This is a genomic window from Sandarakinorhabdus cyanobacteriorum (assembly GCF_002251755.1).
Classification (GTDB): Bacteria; Pseudomonadota; Alphaproteobacteria; order Sphingomonadales; family Sphingomonadaceae; genus Sandarakinorhabdus; species Sandarakinorhabdus cyanobacteriorum.
The window spans coordinates 39,386-55,592 of the sequence record NZ_NOXT01000122.1 but is presented as its reverse complement, the minus strand read 5'-3'; the positions used below and the strand labels follow the sequence as shown (position 1 = coordinate 55,592).

General features: G+C 66.5%; 15 protein-coding genes and 2 tRNA genes. 6 read left to right on the top strand and 11 right to left on the bottom strand.

The genetic code is table 11. The annotated features are described in order from the left end of the window. On the top strand, positions 1-224 hold a 224-nt coding region (locus CHU93_RS17780; protein WP_207759284.1), incomplete at its 5' end, for a hypothetical protein. Between the two features lie 167 nt (positions 225-391). Here the strand turns inward: CHU93_RS17780 and CHU93_RS13955 are convergent. Together CHU93_RS13955 and CHU93_RS13950 are read right to left on the bottom strand one after the other, a co-directional pair. Next, positions 392-1,612 (bottom strand): MFS transporter, encoded by a 1,221-nt coding sequence (locus CHU93_RS13955; protein ID WP_094474775.1) that lies wholly within the window; start codon positions 1,610-1,612, stop codon positions 392-394. A 161-nt stretch (positions 1,613-1,773) separates the two neighbouring features. After that, entirely contained in the window at positions 1,774-2,454 is a 681-nt protein-coding gene (locus CHU93_RS13950) for a glutathione S-transferase family protein (RefSeq protein WP_094474774.1), read from the bottom strand. A gap of 96 nt (positions 2,455-2,550) precedes the next feature. Here CHU93_RS13950 and CHU93_RS13945 point away from each other — a divergent pair, with 96 nt between their 5' ends. Further along, entirely contained in the window at positions 2,551-3,132 is a 582-nt protein-coding gene (locus CHU93_RS13945) for a ferric reductase-like transmembrane domain-containing protein (RefSeq protein ID WP_094474773.1), read from the top strand. Further along, entirely contained in the window at positions 3,129-3,428 is a 300-nt protein-coding gene (locus tag CHU93_RS13940; RefSeq protein ID WP_094474772.1) for a PepSY domain-containing protein, read from the top strand. Before CHU93_RS13945 ends, CHU93_RS13940 begins: the two co-directional genes overlap by 4 nt. Before the next feature lie 118 nt (positions 3,429-3,546). Here the strand turns inward: CHU93_RS13940 and CHU93_RS13935 are convergent, their stop codons facing one another. The 6 genes from CHU93_RS13935 to CHU93_RS13910 form a co-directional block, all read right to left on the bottom strand. Further along, positions 3,547-3,906 (bottom strand): hypothetical protein, encoded by a 360-nt coding sequence (locus CHU93_RS13935; protein ID WP_094474771.1) that lies wholly within the window; start codon positions 3,904-3,906, stop codon positions 3,547-3,549. Between the two features lie 64 nt (positions 3,907-3,970). After that, complete coding sequence (gene gltB, locus CHU93_RS13930; RefSeq protein WP_094474770.1) at positions 3,971-8,521, bottom strand: glutamate synthase large subunit; 4,551 nt, start codon at positions 8,519-8,521, stop codon at positions 3,971-3,973. Positions 8,522-8,543: 22 nt separating this feature from the next. Continuing rightward, positions 8,544-9,161: a DUF2059 domain-containing protein gene (locus CHU93_RS13925; protein ID WP_094474769.1), complete on the bottom strand. Its 618-nt coding sequence runs from the start codon at positions 9,159-9,161 to the stop codon at positions 8,544-8,546. 25 nt (positions 9,162-9,186) lie between these two features. After that, on the bottom strand, positions 9,187-10,614 hold the full coding sequence (locus CHU93_RS13920) for an NAD(P)-dependent oxidoreductase (protein WP_094474768.1): 1,428 nt from the start codon (positions 10,612-10,614) through the stop codon (positions 9,187-9,189). 151 nt (positions 10,615-10,765) lie between these two features. Next, on the bottom strand, positions 10,766-11,572 hold the full coding sequence (locus tag CHU93_RS13915; RefSeq protein WP_094474767.1) for an undecaprenyl-diphosphate phosphatase: 807 nt from the start codon (positions 11,570-11,572) through the stop codon (positions 10,766-10,768). Continuing rightward, positions 11,572-12,549, bottom strand: a complete 978-nt coding sequence (locus CHU93_RS13910; RefSeq protein ID WP_243375695.1) for a complex I NDUFA9 subunit family protein — start codon at positions 12,547-12,549, stop codon at positions 11,572-11,574. Before CHU93_RS13910 ends, CHU93_RS13915 begins: the two co-directional genes overlap by 1 nt. Before the next feature lie 161 nt (positions 12,550-12,710). Between CHU93_RS13910 and CHU93_RS13905 the strand changes: the two genes are divergently transcribed. Both CHU93_RS13905 and CHU93_RS13900 read left to right on the top strand, forming a co-directional pair. Next, positions 12,711-12,797, top strand: a tRNA-Leu gene (locus CHU93_RS13905). A gap of 75 nt (positions 12,798-12,872) precedes the next feature. Further along, positions 12,873-13,928 carry an alpha/beta fold hydrolase gene (locus CHU93_RS13900; RefSeq protein ID WP_133064410.1) on the top strand — a complete coding sequence of 352 codons (1,056 nt, stop codon included), beginning with the start codon at positions 12,873-12,875 and terminating at the stop codon, positions 13,926-13,928. 171 nt (positions 13,929-14,099) lie between these two features. Here the strand turns inward: CHU93_RS13900 and CHU93_RS13895 are convergent. The 3 genes from CHU93_RS13895 to CHU93_RS13885 form a co-directional block, all read right to left on the bottom strand. Further along, positions 14,100-14,174: transfer RNA gene (locus CHU93_RS13895), tRNA-Thr, on the bottom strand. A gap of 34 nt (positions 14,175-14,208) precedes the next feature. Then, a complete protein-coding gene (locus tag CHU93_RS13890; RefSeq protein WP_094474765.1) occupies positions 14,209-15,294 on the bottom strand; it encodes a succinylglutamate desuccinylase/aspartoacylase family protein in 1,086 nt (361 codons plus the stop codon). Then, complete coding sequence (locus tag CHU93_RS13885; protein ID WP_094474779.1) at positions 15,294-15,572, bottom strand: BolA family protein; 279 nt, start codon at positions 15,570-15,572, stop codon at positions 15,294-15,296. The genes CHU93_RS13890 and CHU93_RS13885 overlap by 1 nt, the downstream gene beginning before the upstream one ends. A gap of 190 nt (positions 15,573-15,762) precedes the next feature. On the opposite strand from CHU93_RS13885, the gene CHU93_RS18030 reads away from it, so the two are divergent. Next, positions 15,763-16,206: a J domain-containing protein gene (locus tag CHU93_RS18030; RefSeq protein WP_243375694.1), complete on the top strand. Its 444-nt coding sequence runs from the start codon at positions 15,763-15,765 to the stop codon at positions 16,204-16,206. Position 16,207: the final 1 nt, after the last annotated feature.

The window sequence follows — 16,207 nt, the reverse complement described above, 5'->3', positions numbered from 1 at the left end:
GCAACGCCCTGACAGGAAGGCTCATGAATAAGGCGGGTCAGGTCCGTGCTTTGGCACCCTCAAGAATCGTAGCGCTTGGTTGCAAGGCCTATGATGCTCTGCTTAACGTTGGCGCCGAATCCGAACATCAAATCGTTCTTATCAAGCGCGCAATTGGAGACACGACCATTCCTCCCCAAGCCCTTGCGATCTTGGCACAGTTGAAAGCCGCGAGGAAAAACTGACATCTCAAAATCCGGGAAAGCGTTAACAATTCCTCTATTCGAAGGCAGGGAGGTAGCGATTGGGAGGCGGGACCCGGATCGAGTCCGGAGCGACGTGTGCAGGAAGGGCGGCGTAAAGACTGACGGGTGCAGGGTCTGCGACCCTGCCCGCCGGAGGCCCTCTTGCCTTACCCCTCGTCCGCCGCGCGGATGACCGGTTGCATCACATGGATGAACGCCAGCGCCGTCAGATACGCGCCTGCTGCAATAGCAAACATCGGCCAGTAACCCACCCCGTTCGTCAGGCACCAGCCGGTGAGTTCGATGATGCCGGTGCCGGTGAGGTTGCCGGCGACGCCGCCCAGGGCCATCACGCTGGCGACGCGGGCGGGGGGGACGGTGTCGGCGGCCAGCCCGAAGATGTTGGTGGAAAAGCCCTGGTGCGCGAGCAGGGCGAGGCCGATGATGAGGGCGGCGGCCATGGCGCTGGGGGCCTGGAGGGCGAGCGGGATGGGCAGGATGAGCACGGCATAGAGGGCCATGCTGGTTTTGCGGGCCTTGTTGATGCTCATGCCGCGTTTCAGGAGGGCGGGGAACAGCAGCCCGCAGCTGAAGGCGCCGACGGCGGCGAGGGCGAAGATGAGGGCGCTGGGCAGGCCGACTTCGGCTTGGGTGAGGCCGAAGGTTTTCACCAGGAAATCGGTGGACCAGAAGAGGACGAACCACCAGACACAATCGGTGAGCGCCTTGGCGCCGACCACCGTCCAGGTGCGCCGGTCGGACAGAAGCTGCGCCCAATTGCCGTCGAGTGCGGCCTTTTTGGCGACGCCGACGGGGGCGAGGCGGCGGGTGCCGCCGATCCACAGCGCGAGCCAGACGAAGCCGAGGGCGCCGGTGACGAGGAAGGCGGCCTTCCAGCCGAAGGCGAGGGCGAGTGGCGGGATCAGCAGCGGGGTGAGGATGGCGCCGATGTTGGGCGCGGTGTTGACCATGCCAAGGCCGAAGCTGCGCTGGGTGAGCGGCAGATAGGTGGCGGCGGCCTTAACCGCGGCGGGGGTGTTGACGCTTTCCGCCACCGCCAGCACGGAGCGGGCGACGACAAACTGGCTCACGTTCGCGGCGGCGGCGTGGGCCATGCCGGCCGCGCTCCACACCGCGACGGCGATGCCATAGGCAAGGCGCACGCCAAAACGGTCAACAAACCAGCCGACGGCGAGCAGGGCGAAGGCAGCGGAGAGCTGGAACACGCTGCCGAGGTGGGCGAATTCCTGATCGCTCCAGCCGAATTCGGCTTCCAGCGTGGGCTTCAGCAGCGCCAGCACCTGCCGGTCGACATAGTTCAGCGCAGTGCCGACGAACAGCAACGCGATCAGCAGCCGGCGGGCGCGGGCTTCGGCATCGACGGGCAAAGGGCCTCTCCCCAAAGGCGTTTTTTTGAGACTTGGCGGTTGTGGGCCCGGCCGTCAACCAATCACCGGCTTTTGCCGGGCAAACCCCAACCGCTCATGCCGAGCCTGTCGAGGCACGCACCGCGCCTGGAGCGTGCCTCGACAGGCCCGGCATCAACAGATCAGAAGTCGAGCTTGTCGTAATGCGGGGGCGGGGGCAGGCCTTCCAGCCGTTCGGCCAGCAGCGGCCGGAAGGTGGGGCGGGATTTGATGGCGCTGTACCAGGTTTTGGCCGGTTCATGGCCATCCCATTCCAGGCCGGCGAGATAATCGGCGACCGAAAGATGCGCGGCGGCGGCGATATCGGCGAGGCCGAACTGGCCGCCGCTGATCCAGGCGCGGCGTTCCAGCAGGAAATCGATATAATCCAGGTGCATGTCGGCCATCCGCCCGGCCTGACGGATCATGCCGCCATCCGGCGCGCCCTTCAGCACGGCGCGCTTGTACATGCGTTCGGCCAGCAGCGGCGCGTTCACTTCGGCATAGAATTTCTGATCAAACCAGGCGACCAGCCGGCGGGTTTCGGCGCGGGCTTCGGGTGTGGCGCCAAGCAGCGGGGTGCGTTCCAGCGCTTCTTCGAAATGTTCGGTGATGGCGACCGAATCGCACAGGATCAGATCGGTGCCGCCCAGATCGCTGCGCCGCATCACCGGGGTTTGCCCGGCCGGGTTCATCGCGGTGAATTCAGGGCGTTTTTCCCACGGACGTTCCTGCACCAGCTCGTGGGTGACGCCCTTCACCGCCAGGGCAAAGCGCACCTTGCGGCTGAACGGACAGAGGGTGAAATGGTAAAGTCGCCACATTTCATCCTGTCATAATCATGTTTGCCGGCTTGGAAAGAGGCGGGTGCATCCACGCGCCTGTTGCAAATCGTTCGCAACAACTCTAGGCCTTGGGCGATGACCCGGCGACTTGCCTTGTTGGCCCTGTGGGCGGTGCTGATGGCGCCGCTGGCTGGCTTGTGGTGGCAGGCGGCGGCACCGGATGCCGATGTGGATGCGCTGGTGGCGGCCAGCGGCAACTGGGCGATGGCCTGGCTGGCGATTGCCGTGGTGATGACGCCGCTGGCCCGGATGTGGCGGCCACTGGCGCGACTGTTGTGGCTGCGGCGCGGCATCGGTCTGGCGGCCTTTGGCGCCAGCGGCGTGCATCTGTGGCTTTATGTGCTGGCGATGCGCGGCTTTGCCGAAGCGGGCGGCGAATGGGCATTGATTGCCGATGAAGCCTTCACGCCCGGTATCCTCACCGGCTGGGCGGCGCTGGCGCTGATGCTGTTGCCGGCGCTGGCCAGCAGTGATGCGGCGATGCGGGTGCTGAAACGGGCGTGGAAGCCGGTGCAGCGCCTGGCCCTGCCGGCGGCGGTGCTGGCGCTGGCCCATATGGCGGTGGTGCACGATGCGTTCAGCCTGGCGATGGCCGTGGCCGGCGTGGTTGGCGGGCTGCAACTGGTGCGATTTTTTCCTGCAAGCAGAAAGGCATGAACATGCGCGTGATGATGATGGCGGCCGTGGCGGCTGCGGTGATGGCGGGCCCGGCGCTCGCCACCGGCAAGCTGAAATGCAACGTCAAGCCGGCCGACATGAAGCCGATCGAGGCGCTGAAGGCCGAGCTGACCAAGCAGGGCTGGACGGTGGCGAAGGCCAAGGTCGATGGCGGCTGCTATGAAGTCTATGGCGTGATGCCGGAGACGGGCCGGGTTGAGGCCTATTTCGATCCGGCGACGTTCGAGAAGCTCTATGTCGAGCAGCGCGGCAAGGTGCTGTTCAAGAAGGGGTGACGTAGATCCTCCCCCCGCTGGGGGAGGTGCCCGCAGGGCGGAGGGGACTGGCGCGACCGCGTTTGGCGGCCCCCTCCGTCAGCCTGCGGCTGCCACCTCCCCCACAGGGGGAGGATGTTCAGGCCTTGGCGGCGCGCGGTTTGGCCTTGGGCTTCGCCGGTTTGGCCGCCTTGGCCTTCAGCGCGGCCACTTCGGCTTCCAGCTCGTTGATGCGCAGGGCCTGGCGCACGATGATGTCCTGCATCGCCGCAACCGAAGGATCGGGCGCGGCCGAGGCGGGCGGCGGCTCTGGGGCCACCGGCGCGGCTTCGGCTTTCGGCGGTTCCGGCGGCTTTGGGGCCTCGGGCTTCACCACTTCGGCTTCCACCACCGTTTCGGTGCGGAAAATGCCGCTTTCGCGCGCCTTTCGGATCAGCGGGGCGGCGGTCACCGCCAGCTGCATCAGGCTCTCGATCAGCGGATCATTGCTCTTGGCCATCGTCGGGTCCTTCAACTGTCTTACAAATATATGGCAGTGAAGGACCCGATTTCAAGAGCCGGCCTCACTCCGCCGCGATGGCGCTGCTCTCGTCGCTGAGCGGGTGGGCGAGGCGGCTGATCATCTCCTTCGGGCACACCTGCCAGAAGCGCTCGCGAGTGCGGTCCCACTCGGCGAGCAGGCCGGCGGCCCATTTCGAACCGGTTTCCGCCACATGCGCTTCGATCAGACCGTGGAGCACGCCTTCCCAATGGGCGCTGGCCAGCCGTTGCACCACCACCGATTCGCGGTTCACCCGGCGTTCGAAACCGCCATCGGCATCGAACACGAAGGCCATCCCGCCCGACATGCCAGCGGCGAAATTGTCCCCGGTGGTGCCCAGGATCACGGCGGTGCCGCCGGTCATATATTCACAGCCGTTGGCGCCGCAGCCTTCCACCACCACGGTCGCGCCGGAATTGCGCACGGCAAAGCGCTCGCCCGCGCGGCCGGCGGCAAACAGCTGGCCGGAGGTGGCACCATAGAGCACGGTGTTGCCGACAATCGCATTGTCCTGGCTGGCGAGCGTGCTCGACACCATCGGCCGCACCACGATGGTGGCGCCCGACAGGCCCTTGCCAACATAGTCGTTGGCTTCGCCGAACACCTCCAGCTTGACGCCCTGCACGGCAAAGGCGCCGAGCGACTGGCCGGCCGAGCCGCGCAGGCGGATATGGACGTGACCGGGGCTGAGCGCCGTCATGCCGAACCGGCGGGTGATCTCGCCCGACAGCCGGGTGCCGACGGCGCGGTGGGTGTTGCGCACGGTATAGGCCAACTGCATCTTCTCGCCGCGTTCGAACAGATGGGCGGCGTCGCGGATCATTTCGGCGTCCAGACTGTCGGGCACCGGGTTGCGGCCGTTGCCCAGGCCCCAGCGCCGCATGGCATCGGGCGCATCGACCTTGGCGAGGATCGGGTTCAAGTCGAGATCGTCGAGATGCTCGGCCCCACGGTTGATCTGGCGCAGCAGTTCGGTGCGGCCGATCACATCGTCGAGGCTGCGGCAGCCGAGGCGGGCGAGAATCTCGCGCACCTCTTCGGCGATGAAGCTCATCAGGTTGATGACCTTTTCCGGCGAGCCGCCGAACTTCTGGCGCAGGGCATCGTCCTGCGTGCAGACGCCCACCGGGCAGGTGTTCGAATGGCACTGGCGCACCATGATGCAGCCCATGGCCACCAGGCTCATGGTGCCGATGCCATATTCCTCGGCACCCAGAATGGCGGCGATCACCACGTCGCGGCCAGTCTTCAGGCCGCCATCAGCGCGCAGCTTCACCCGGTGCCTGAGGCCATTGAGCGTGAGCACCTGGTTGACTTCGGACAGGCCCATTTCCCACGGCGTGCCGGCATATTTGATGCTGGTCTGCGGGGAGGCGCCGGTGCCGCCGACATTGCCGGAGATGAGGATGGTATCGGCATGGGCCTTGGCAACGCCGGCCGCAACCGTGCCGATGCCGGCGCTGCTAACCAGCTTCACGCACACCCGGGCGCGGGTGTTGATCTGCTTCAGATCATAGATGAGCTGGGCCAGATCCTCGATCGAATAGATATCGTGGTGCGGCGGCGGGCTGATCAGCGTCACACCGGGGGTGGAGTGGCGCAGCCTGGCGATCAGCTCGGTCACCTTGAAGCCGGGCAGCTGGCCGCCCTCGCCGGGCTTGGCGCCCTGCGCGACCTTGATTTCGATCTCCTCGCAGGCGTTCAAATATTCCGCCGTCACGCCAAAGCGGCCCGAGGCGATCTGCTTGATGACCGAATTGGCGTTGTCGCCATTGGCATAGGGGGTGAAGCGGCTGCGATCCTCGCCGCCTTCGCCCGACACCGCCTTGGCGCCGATGCGGTTCATGGCAATCGCCAGCGTCTCATGCGCTTCGGGGGACAGGGCGCCCAGGCTCATGCCCGGGGTCACGAAGCGCTTGCGGATTTCGGTGACCGATTCGACCGATTCGATCGGCACCGGCTTGGTGCCCGGCACGAAATCCAAAAGGTCACGCAGGGAGATCGGCGGCAGCGCCTGCACGCCGCGGCTGAACTTCTGATAATCGCTGTAGCTGTCGCGGCTGACGGCGGTTTGCAGCAGGTGGATGAGCTGGGCGCTCCAGGCGTGCGCCTCACCACCGGCGCGCCAGCGATAAAGGCCGCCCACCGGCAGGGCGATCACATCCTCGTCCCACGCCTTGTCGTGGCGCAGCTGGGCGTTGATGAACAGCGATTCAAAGCCTTCGCCGGAAATCTTGGCCGGCATGCCGGGGAAGAAATCATTCACCAGCGCGCGGGACAGGCCAACGGCTTCGAAGTTGTAGCCGCCGCGATAGGAGGAGATCACCGCGATCCCCATCTTGGCCATGATCTTCAGCAGGCCATCGTCCACCGCCTTCTTGTAGCGGGCGACGCAATCGCTTAGCGACATGCTGCCGAACAGGCCGCGGGCGTGGCGATCGGCAATCGCCTCCTGCGCCAGATAGGCATTCACCGTGGTGGCACCCACGCCGATCAGCACGGCGAAATAATGGGTGTCGAGCGCCTCGGCCGAGCGGACGTTGATCGAGACATAGGTGCGCAGGCCCTTGCGCACCAGGTGGGTGTGCACGCCCGCCGTCGCCAGGATCATGGCGATGCCGGCCTTTTGTGCCGATTGATGCTCGTCGGTCAGGAACAATTGCGTCTTGCCCTGGCGCACGGCGGTTTCCGCCTCGGCCCGGATGCGGGCGATGGCGGCGCGCAGCGCGGCGGGGCCGCCGTTGATGTCGAACGTGCAGTCAATCTCGGCGACCTGCCGGCCGAAATGGCCTTTCAGCACATCCCAGTCGCGGTTGGTCAGCACCGGCGAATCCATCACCATCACGCCGGCCTGGGTGGCTTCGTCGTCCAGGATGTTGGTCAGGTTGGAAAAGCGCGTCTTCAGGCTCATCACCCGGGTTTCGCGCAGGGAATCGATCGGCGGGTTGGTGACCTGGCTGAAATTCTGCCGGAAGAAATGGCTGAGGTTGCGGGCGTTTTCGGAAATCACCGCCAGCGGGGCATCATCGCCCATGCTGCCCACGGCCTCCTTGGCGTCTTCCACCATCGGCGCCAGGATCAGCTCCATGTCTTCCAGCGTCTGGCCGGCGGCGATCTGGCGGCGGCGCAGTTCATCGCGGGCAAAGGCCGGGCCGGGTTCCGGGCTGGCCCTACCGGGCAGATCCTCGAAATTGGTGAAGCCGGCGACCAGCGCGGCATAATCCTGCGCGCCGGCGACCTTGGCCTTGATCTCGGCATCGCTGTAAAAACGCGACGGCGCGGCATCGAGATCAACCGCGATCATCTCGCCGGGGCCGAGCGCGCCCTTCTTGGCCACATCGGCTTCCGGCACCACCACCATGCCGGCTTCGGACCCGGTGATCAGCAGGCCATCGCGGGTGAGGCAATAGCGCATGGGTCGCAGCGCGTTGCGGTCCAGCCCCGCCACCACCCAGCGGCCATCGGTCATGGCCAGCGCCGCCGGCCCATCCCACGGCTCCATCAGCGAAGCGAAAAAGGCATACATGGCGCGGGTGGCGGGATCGAGCGTCGGGTCCTGCTGCCAGGCCTGCGGGATCAGCATCAGCTTGGCGGTCGGCGCATCGCGGCCGGAGCGCACAAAGGCTTCGAACACCGCGTCCAGCGCCGCCGTGTCCGACGCGCCGGCCGGGATCAGCGGCTTGATATCCTCCGAATGCTCGCCAAAGGCCGAAGCCGCCATCTTGATCTCGTGGCTCTTCATCCAGTTGGTGTTGCCGCGGATCGTGTTGATCTCGCCATTGTGGGCAAGGCAGCGGAACGGCTGCGCCAGCCACCATTGCGGGAAGGTGTTGGTGGAATAGCGCTGGTGATAGATGGCAAAGCGCGACACGAAGCGCTCGTCGTTGAGGTCGGGATAGAAGACGCTCAGCGATTCAGCCAGGAACAGACCCTTGTAGATGAGGGTGCGGCACGACAGCGAGCAGAAGTAGAAGCCCTGGATCTGCGCCTCGATCACCTTCTTCTCGATGCGGCGGCGGATCAGGAACAGATCCTTCTCGAACTGCTCCTTGGCATCGTCGCCGTTCGGCCTGGGCCCGGCGATCATGATCTGCTCGATCTCCGGCCGGCTCTGCATCGCCTTGTCGCCGATGCAGCTGATGTCCACCGGCACCTGCCGCCAGCCATAGACCTTGTAGCCAAAGCCGATGATTTCCGATTCGACGATGGTGCGGCAGGCCTCCTGCGCGCCCAGATCGGTGCGCGGCAGGAAGACCTGGCCCACCGCGAGCAGGCCGGCGACCGGCTTCTGCCCGTGGCGTTCGATATGCTCGTGAAAGAAATCGACCGGGATTTCGACCAATATGCCGGCGCCATCCCCGGTCTTGCCATCGGCATCGACGGCGCCGCGGTGCCACACCGCCTTCAGCGCATCGATCGCTGCCGTCACCACCCGCCGCTGTGGCCGGCCATCGGTGGCGGCCACCAGGCCCACGCCGCAGGCATCGCCCTCCAGCTCGGGGCGATACATGCCGATCTCGGCGATGCGGGCGCGCTCTTCGGCGCTGGCGGTGAAGACGGGCAGGGTGGTCATCGGTCGGGCTCCCGAAACGGGCTTATTTCTGTGCAGGTGGCGGCGCGATGCTGTTCAGCGGGGCCAGCGCGGCGCGCAGGCGCGGCGCGTTGGCGGTCATGGCGGCATCAATCTTGGCGCCGATCAGCCGGGCGGTCTGCACCGCGATCTCCTGGCCCACCAGTGCCTGCTTGGCCTGCAGCTTCACGCCCAGAGGGCTCTTGTAAAAGGCAATCAGGCCATTCAGCTCTGCCGCGCTATATTGCCGGGCATAGGCCTGGGCGGCGGCGGCCACCACGGCGTTAACATTCTGGTTGATCACGCCTTGCGCGATTTCGGCCTGAATGGCGCCCGCCTTCTGCAGCACCGGATCAAATTTCGCCTTGTTGGCCTGATAGGCCGGAATGAAGCCCGGCTGCTGGGCCAGCATGGCGCCGATCACATTGCCGCGCTTCATCTGGGCAACGGTGCCAGCCATCTGGCGCTGCAGTTGCGCCTTCAGGCCCAATTGCGCCACCAGCGCGTTGGCGGCCTGCATGGTGGCGGCATCGGCCTTCACCGGCGGCGGTGCCGGCGGGCCGGCCGGGCGGGCCGGCGGCTGGGCCGTGGCGCTGCCCAACGAGGCGACGGCGGCGATCAGGATGGTGGCTGCAGACGACATTGAAATTCCCCAGTCGCGGGCGCGATCAGGCCGCCACCATGGCGGCCGTGCTGGCCCGGGCGCGCAGATATTGGTGCATCTGCGCCGCCACGTCACGCCCGTCGCGCACCGCCCACACCACCAGGCTGGCGCCGCGCACGATGTCTCCGGCGGCGAACACGCCATCCAGCCCGGTCATCATCGTCTTGTGGTCAACGCGGCATGTGCCCCAGCGCGTCACCGGCAGATCCGGCGCGCCGAACAGGGTGGGCAGATCCTCCGCATCAAAGCCCAGCGCCTTGATCACCAGATCGGCGGGCAGGGTGAAGCGGTTGTCGGCATCCGGTTCGGGGGCGCGGCGGCCATCGGGGCCGGGCTGGCCCAGCCGCATGCCCTGCGCCACCACGCCGGTGGCGGTGATTTCGGCGGGAGCAGCCAGCCACACGAAGTCCACGCCCTCTTCCTCGGCATTGGCGACTTCGCGGGCGGAACCCGGCATATTCTCCCGGTCACGGCGATAAAGGCATTTCACGCTGGCCGCGCCCTGGCGGATGGCGGTGCGCACACAGTCCATCGCGGTGTCACCACCGCCGATCACCACCACATGCTTGCCGGCGGCATCAAATTGCCCCGCATCGGGCAGCACATCGCCAAAGCCGGTCTTGTTGGCGGCGATCAGATAATCCAGCGCTGCCATCGTCGTCGGGCCATCGGCGCCCGGCACCTCGACCTGGCGGGCCTTGTAGACACCGGTGGCGATCAGCACGGCATCATGGCGTTCGCGCAGCTCCGCCAGGCTGGCATCGCGGCCCACGGCAAAATTCAGATGGAAGTGCACGCCGCCGGCCGCCAGCCGCTCCACGCGCCGCATCACCACCGGCTTTTCCAGCTTGAAGCCGGGGATGCCATAGGTCAGCAGGCCACCCGCCCGGTCATGCCGGTCATAGACATGCACGTCATAGCCCTTCACCCGCAGCGCTTCCGCCGCGGTCAGCCCGGCCGGGCCGGCGCCGATGATCGCCACGCTCTGGCCGCTGCGGTCAGCCACCGGCTTCAGCGGCTTCACCCAGCCATTTTCCCAGGCGGTGTCGGTGATGAATTTTTCAACCGATCCGATGGTGACGCTGCCAAAGCCTTCCTCGATCACGCAATTGCCTTCGCACAGCCGGTCCTGCGGGCAGATGCGGCCGCAGATTTCCGGCATGGCGTTGGTGGCGGACGAGACTTCATAAGCCTCTTCCAGCCGGCCTTCCGCCGTCAGCTTCAACCAGTCGGGGATATTGTTCTGCAGCGGGCAATGCACCTGGCAGAAGGGCACGCCGCACTGGCTGCAGCGGCCAGCCTGCTCCTCGGCCTTGGCCAGGATATAGGGGCGGCTGATCTCCAGGAAATCCTGCGCGCGTTCGTCGGCGGTGCGCTTGGCCGGATAGGCCTGGTCCCGCTCGATGAACTTCAGCAATTTTGTTGCGCCCATGGCTGCCATCCCTTTCGATGGGATGCGCGAAACCATATCGCGACGCGCTTGTCACGCAAAAAGCGGGAGATTGGGCAACAATACTGCCCTTTTTGGAACGAAAGCGGCGATTTCTGCCGATTATGCCCAAAAATTCATGGCCGATCCGGCCCTATCGCGCCCAGAGCCAGGCCAGAGCCGCGCCGCCGGCGATGATTCGATACCAGGCAAAGGGTGCAAAGCCATAACGGCTGACCAGCGCGACAAAGCCCTTCACCACCACCAGCGCCACCACGAAGCTGACGGCAAAGCCGATGCCGATGGCGCTGAGGTTGGAGGCATCGAGCGCGTCCCGGTTCTTCCACAGCATCAGCACGGTGGCGCCCGAAATGGTCGGCACCGCGAGAAAGAAGCTGAATTCGGCCGCGGTCTTGCGGTCTACCCCCAGCATCAGGGCGGCCATGATGGTGGCGCCCGATCGCGACACGCCGGGGATCATGGCGAGACATTGGCCGAGGCCGATCTTCAGCGACTGGCCGGCCGACAGCGCTTCCACCCCCGAAACCCGGGCCTCGACCATGCGCCGTTCGATCCACAGGATCGCGATGCCGCCCAGGATCAGCGACACCGCCACCGTGGTCGGGCTTTCCAGCAGCGCCTCCACCGCCTTGATGAACAACACGCCCATCACCGCGGCCGGCAGGAAGCCCAGCACCACGTTGCCCAGGAAGGCAAAGGCCCCGGCATCGCGCCGCAGCAGCCCCTGCGCCACGCCCATGAAGCGGCCCCAATAGGCGACCAGCACGGCCAGGATGGCGCCGGACTGGATGGCGATGTCAAAGGTGGCGCCGGCCTCCCCCGAAAAGCCCAGCAGCTCGCCAGCGAGGATCAGGTGGCCGGTGGAGGACACCGGCAGATATTCGGTCAGCCCCTCGACAATGCCGAGCAGGATGATGGTGAGAAGATCGGGCTGGTTCATCAGGCGGCCTTGGCAAAGCGACCGCCGCGGCGGAAGCGTTCCAGCATGGCCGGCACGAAGGCGGCCAGCGGCGTGGGGGTGACGCCCAGATCGGCAAGGCCCGGCCTGCCGGGGCCGACGATATTGCCCTTTTTCAGCATCGCGAGCTGATCGCTGTTCATCGGCATGAAGGGCAGCACGTCACCCAGCTTGGCCAACAGTCCCGACGTGAAGTCCGACAAGGGCACCACCGGCCGGTCGAGCCCGGTCAGGTCCGAAATCATCTGCAGAATGGCGGTGAAGCTGAGCACATCCGGCCCGCCCAGTTCATAGGTCTGGCCGCGCGCCGCCGGATTGTTCAGCGCCGCCAGCACCGCATCAGCGACATCATGGACATAGACTGGCTGGAACAGGCTGCTGCCCGAAATCGCCGGCAGGAAGGGCGCGATGCGCGCCATCCCGGCAAAACGGTTGAAAAACTGGTCTTCCGGCCCCGCCACCAGGCTGGGGCGCAGGATGGTGGCGCCGGGGAAGGCGGCCAGCACCGCCTGCTCGCCTTCGCCCTTGCTGCGGGCATAGGCGATGGGGCTGCCGGCATCGGCCCCGATGGCGGACACCTGCACGAAACTGCGCGCGCCCGCCGCCGCTGCCGCCCGGGCGGCCCGGCCGGCGCCTTCGGCCTGCAGCGAATCAAACCGCTGGCTGCCGGATTCGGCCAGGATGCCGACGAGATTCACCCCGGCCGCCGCGCCGGCAAAGGCCGCCGCCATGTCGGCATCGCTGGTGATGTTGCCCGAAACCACCTGGATCTGGCCCAGATCGCCCAGCGGCTTCAGGAACAGCGCGCTGTCGGCATGGCGCGACACGGCGCGCACCCGGCAGCCGGCCCGCGCCAGCGCCTGCACCACATAGCGGCCGATGAAGCCGGCTCCACCCACCACCGTCACCAGTTCGCCCTGGGCCAGGGGGGGCACCCCGTTCACGCTGTTTGCCATCATGGCGGCAGGGTTTAGCGGCAGTTGCCCGCCCTGTCTTGGGCCATCTTGCCCCCGGCGCAGTGCCCCCGGAAAAATCGACAGAAAATCGGCTGGCAGCGGTTGACAAGCCCGCCGCCTGCCCATAACAGCCGCCAACTACCGCGCTGCGAAAGCGGCGCCGTGCCCAGATGGCGGAATTGGTAGACGCACCAGCTTCAGGTGCTGGCGCTCGCAAGGGCGTGGAGGTTCGAGTCCTCTTCTGGGCACCATCTTTCGAAAAGGCCGCTCTTCGGGGCGGCCTTTTTTCGTTGCGCCGGGCCCATGCGCCGGGCCAAATCGCCGCCATGATCCGCACGCTCCTGCTCGCCGCCCTGATCGCCGCCCCCGCCGCCGCGCAAACCCTGCCGGTGGCCGAGGCGGATTTTGTCACCCGCGATTTCCGCTTCGGCGATGGCCAGCTGCTGCCCGAGCTGAAGCAGCATTATCGCACCCTGGGCACGCCGCAGCGCGATGCGGCAGGCAATATCACCAACGCGGTCATGATCGGCCATGGCACCGGCGGCACCGGCGCCCAGTTCCTCACACCCCAGTTCACCCGCCTGTTCGCGCCCGGCGCGCCGCTTGATCTCGCCACCCACTTCATCATCCTGCCCGACGCCATCGGCCATGGCGGCTCGTCCAAACCCAGCGACGGGCTGAGGATGGCCTTCCCGGCCTATGACTATGCCGACATGGTGCGCGCGCAGGGCCTGCTGCTCGATAATCTCAAGGTGAAGCGGCTGCGGCTGCTGATGGGCACATCGATGGGCTGCATGATGGGCTTCCAGTTCGGCACCGATCTGCCCGGCCGCGCCGCCGCGATCATGCCGCTGGCCTGCAATGTCATCCCGCTGGCCGGGCGCAACCGCATGTGGCGGGCGATGGCGATCCAGGCGATCAAGGCCGATCCGGATTGGAACGGCGGCAATTACAGCAAACAGCCGCTGAACGGCCTGAGGGTTGGTGTGGCGTTGCAGGCGATGGCGAGTTCGGCCCCGGTGAGGATGCAGGCCGATTGGCCGACGCGTGACCTCGCCGATGCCGCCGCCGAACGCGCCATGGCGCAGGGCCTAGCCGGCAGCGCCGACGCCAACGACCGCATCTATCAGCTGGAGGCCAGCCGCAATTACAACCCGGCCCCCAATCTCGCCCGCATCACCATGCCCATCACCTGGGTGAACAGCGCCGATGATTTCATCAACCCACCTGGTGTCGGCGATGCTACCGCCCACGTGAAGGCCATGCCACAGGGCCGCTTCGTGCTGATCCCCGAAACCGCCGAAACCCGCGGCCACAGCACCCACACCTGGTCGGTCTTCTGGGAGGGCGAGCTGAAGGCGCTGCTGGCGCGGACCCTGTAGCCGATTTTCTGCCCCTTGGTTGATGCGGGCAAAGGGCGACCGGCCGAAACGCGCAGATTCGGATTTTGGGCTGGCGACCGCCATTCGACCAGCAGTGCCTTTGACAGGCCCGCCCTGCACCCGCGCCGCCACTGCTTGTCAAACTGGAGCAGACCGATTCATCTGCGAGCATGGTGCCGGCTGAGGGGATCGAACCCCCGACCTTCGGTTTACAAAACCGCTGCACTACCGCTGTGCTAAGCCGGCCCGGTTGCGGGATTAGCGGCTTGGGGCGATGGGTTCAACAGCCGTTTGCGCAGGCGGGGTCGGGGGACCACCAGGTGATGCGGGCGATGCTGGCGCCCTGATCGGTGCGGGGATCGGTGGCGATCATGCTGATGCGGCCATCCACCGGGCTGAGCACGGTTTCGACCAGGCGGCCGAAGCTGTCGCGGATTTCGGCCAGCGGCTGGTCTTTCTTGACCGCAGCGCCCAGCGGCAGCAGCAGCCGGGCCCAGCCGGCCTTCGTGGCGCGGGCGGGCATCAGATCATTGGCGACAAACAGGCTGGCCGGCGGTGGGGTCACCTTGCCGGGCAGCATCTTCAGCTCGCGCATCAGGTTGGTGAGGCCGGCTTCGGCGCGGGCGATCATCGCATCGTCGAACATCTCGGGCCGGCCCAGTTCCAGCGTGATCGCCGGCACGCCATCATCGGTGAGGGTGTTTTCCACCGTGCCCTTGTCCCCCTTGTCCATCTTGATGATGTCGGGCCCGACCAGTTCGGCCATGCGCCGCGTGCGGGCGTTGGAGGCAAAGACATACATCATATAAGCGGTGCCGCGCGACTGGGTGTGGAGATCAACGGCGGTATCGGCATTGGGCCGAACCAGGCGGTTCCACAGCCGGCCGGCGAAATCGGCCACTGTGTTGCCGCCTTCCTTGCCGGGCATTTCGCGGTTGAGATTGGGGGCGCTGCGGCCCCAATCGGGCGTGAACTGGCGGGCCGACTGCATCAGGCCCGGCGGGTTGAGGCCTGGGACCATGACCAGCGTGCCGGCGAGTTTGGCGGGATCGACCGTGCCGGCCAGGCGGTGCAGCACGGCGATGCCATTGAGTTCATCGCCATGGATGCCGGCGGTGAGCAGCAGGCGCGGGCCGGGTGTGGCGCCCTTCACCACCACCACCGGCACCAGCCAGGGCTGGCCCACCGGGCTGGCGCCGGCGCGGAACCAGAAGCGCTGCAGCTGCCCGGCGGGCAGATCGGCGACATCGAGGCGATCGATGATGGGCACGGCATCGAGGCTGCCTATGCTTTCGGTGGCAGCCAGCGCCGGGGCAGCCAACAGCAGGGCAAGCATGGTGGCGATGGTGGCGGCCGCCGCGCGCATCAGCCTTCCCCCGGTGCCGCAGCGATGATGCGCAGCGCGTGGATGCGATCGGGGGCGACAAGATCGCCCAGCGCGGCATAGACGGCGCGTTGGCGGGCGATGCGCGACTGGCCGGCAAAGCTGGCAGCGACGAGCTTCACGGTGAAGTGCGATTCGGCATCGTCGCCGCGGTGGCCGGCGTGGCCGTGGTGCTGGTGGCTGTCGTCAATCACTTCGAGGATGGACGGTGACAGCGCGGCGGTGAGACGCGCGTGGATTTCTGCGGCAACCTTGCCCATATGCACTCCTTTGCCGGCCGTTATAGACCGGCTGAAACAAAGGGACACCGTCATTTCCGAGCCAAATGCCAGACGCCCCAACCGGTGGCACGGGCGGGTTGAACAGGCCCAGCCGCAGGCCTGTGCCTGGCCGGGCTGTGGCGAGGCCGGGGAATTTCGCGCGCCGCGATCGAACAAGGTGCCCGGCGATGTGGGCGGATGGCAGTTTCTGTGCCTTGAACATGTGCGTGCCTTCAACGCCGGCTATAATTATTTCGACGGGATGAGCGTTGACGAGATCCACGCCGCGCAATCACCGATGGCCGGCTGGGTGCAGGACATGGTGCGGGGCAAGCCGGCCTTCACCATCGGCGATCCGCACGAGCTGTTCAGCGGCAAGGGCCCGGCGCGGCCGAAACCGCCACCCGGCAAATGGGCGGCGCCCGGTGATGCCAAGGCACTGGGCGCGCTGGGGCTGGACCGCAATGCCAGCCCCGCCGATATCCGCCGCGCCTATCGCGCGCTGGTGCGCCGATACCACCCTGACAGCAATGGGGGGGACCGGTCACACGAAGGAAAGTTGCAGGCGGTGGTCAACGCCTTTACGCACCTGAAATCCGCTGCCGGATACAAGATGGAGTCGAACAAGACGTGAG

Excerpts from the sequence above, each read along its gene's own strand:
- CHU93_RS13950 (WP_094474774.1), bottom strand. The coding sequence starts at position 2,454 with ATGTGGCGACTTTACCATTTCACCCTCTGTCCGTTCAGCCGCAAGGTG.
- CHU93_RS13945 (WP_094474773.1), top strand. The coding sequence starts at position 2,551 with ATGACCCGGCGACTTGCCTTGTTGGCCCTGTGGGCGGTGCTGATGGCG.
- CHU93_RS13940 (WP_094474772.1), top strand. The coding sequence starts at position 3,129 with ATGAACATGCGCGTGATGATGATGGCGGCCGTGGCGGCTGCGGTGATG.
- CHU93_RS13935 (WP_094474771.1), bottom strand. The coding sequence starts at position 3,906 with ATGGCCAAGAGCAATGATCCGCTGATCGAGAGCCTGATGCAGCTGGCG.
- gltB (WP_094474770.1), bottom strand. The coding sequence starts at position 8,521 with ATGACCACCCTGCCCGTCTTCACCGCCAGCGCCGAAGAGCGCGCCCGC.
- CHU93_RS13925 (WP_094474769.1), bottom strand. The coding sequence starts at position 9,161 with ATGTCGTCTGCAGCCACCATCCTGATCGCCGCCGTCGCCTCGTTGGGC.
- CHU93_RS13920 (WP_094474768.1), bottom strand. The coding sequence starts at position 10,614 with ATGGGCGCAACAAAATTGCTGAAGTTCATCGAGCGGGACCAGGCCTAT.
- CHU93_RS13915 (WP_094474767.1), bottom strand. The coding sequence starts at position 11,572 with ATGAACCAGCCCGATCTTCTCACCATCATCCTGCTCGGCATTGTCGAG.
- CHU93_RS13910 (WP_243375695.1), bottom strand. The coding sequence starts at position 12,549 with ATGATGGCAAACAGCGTGAACGGGGTGCCCCCCCTGGCCCAGGGCGAA.
- CHU93_RS13900 (WP_133064410.1), top strand. The coding sequence starts at position 12,873 with ATGATCCGCACGCTCCTGCTCGCCGCCCTGATCGCCGCCCCCGCCGCC.
- CHU93_RS13890 (WP_094474765.1), bottom strand. The coding sequence starts at position 15,294 with ATGCGCGCGGCGGCCGCCACCATCGCCACCATGCTTGCCCTGCTGTTG.
- CHU93_RS13885 (WP_094474779.1), bottom strand. The coding sequence starts at position 15,572 with ATGGGCAAGGTTGCCGCAGAAATCCACGCGCGTCTCACCGCCGCGCTG.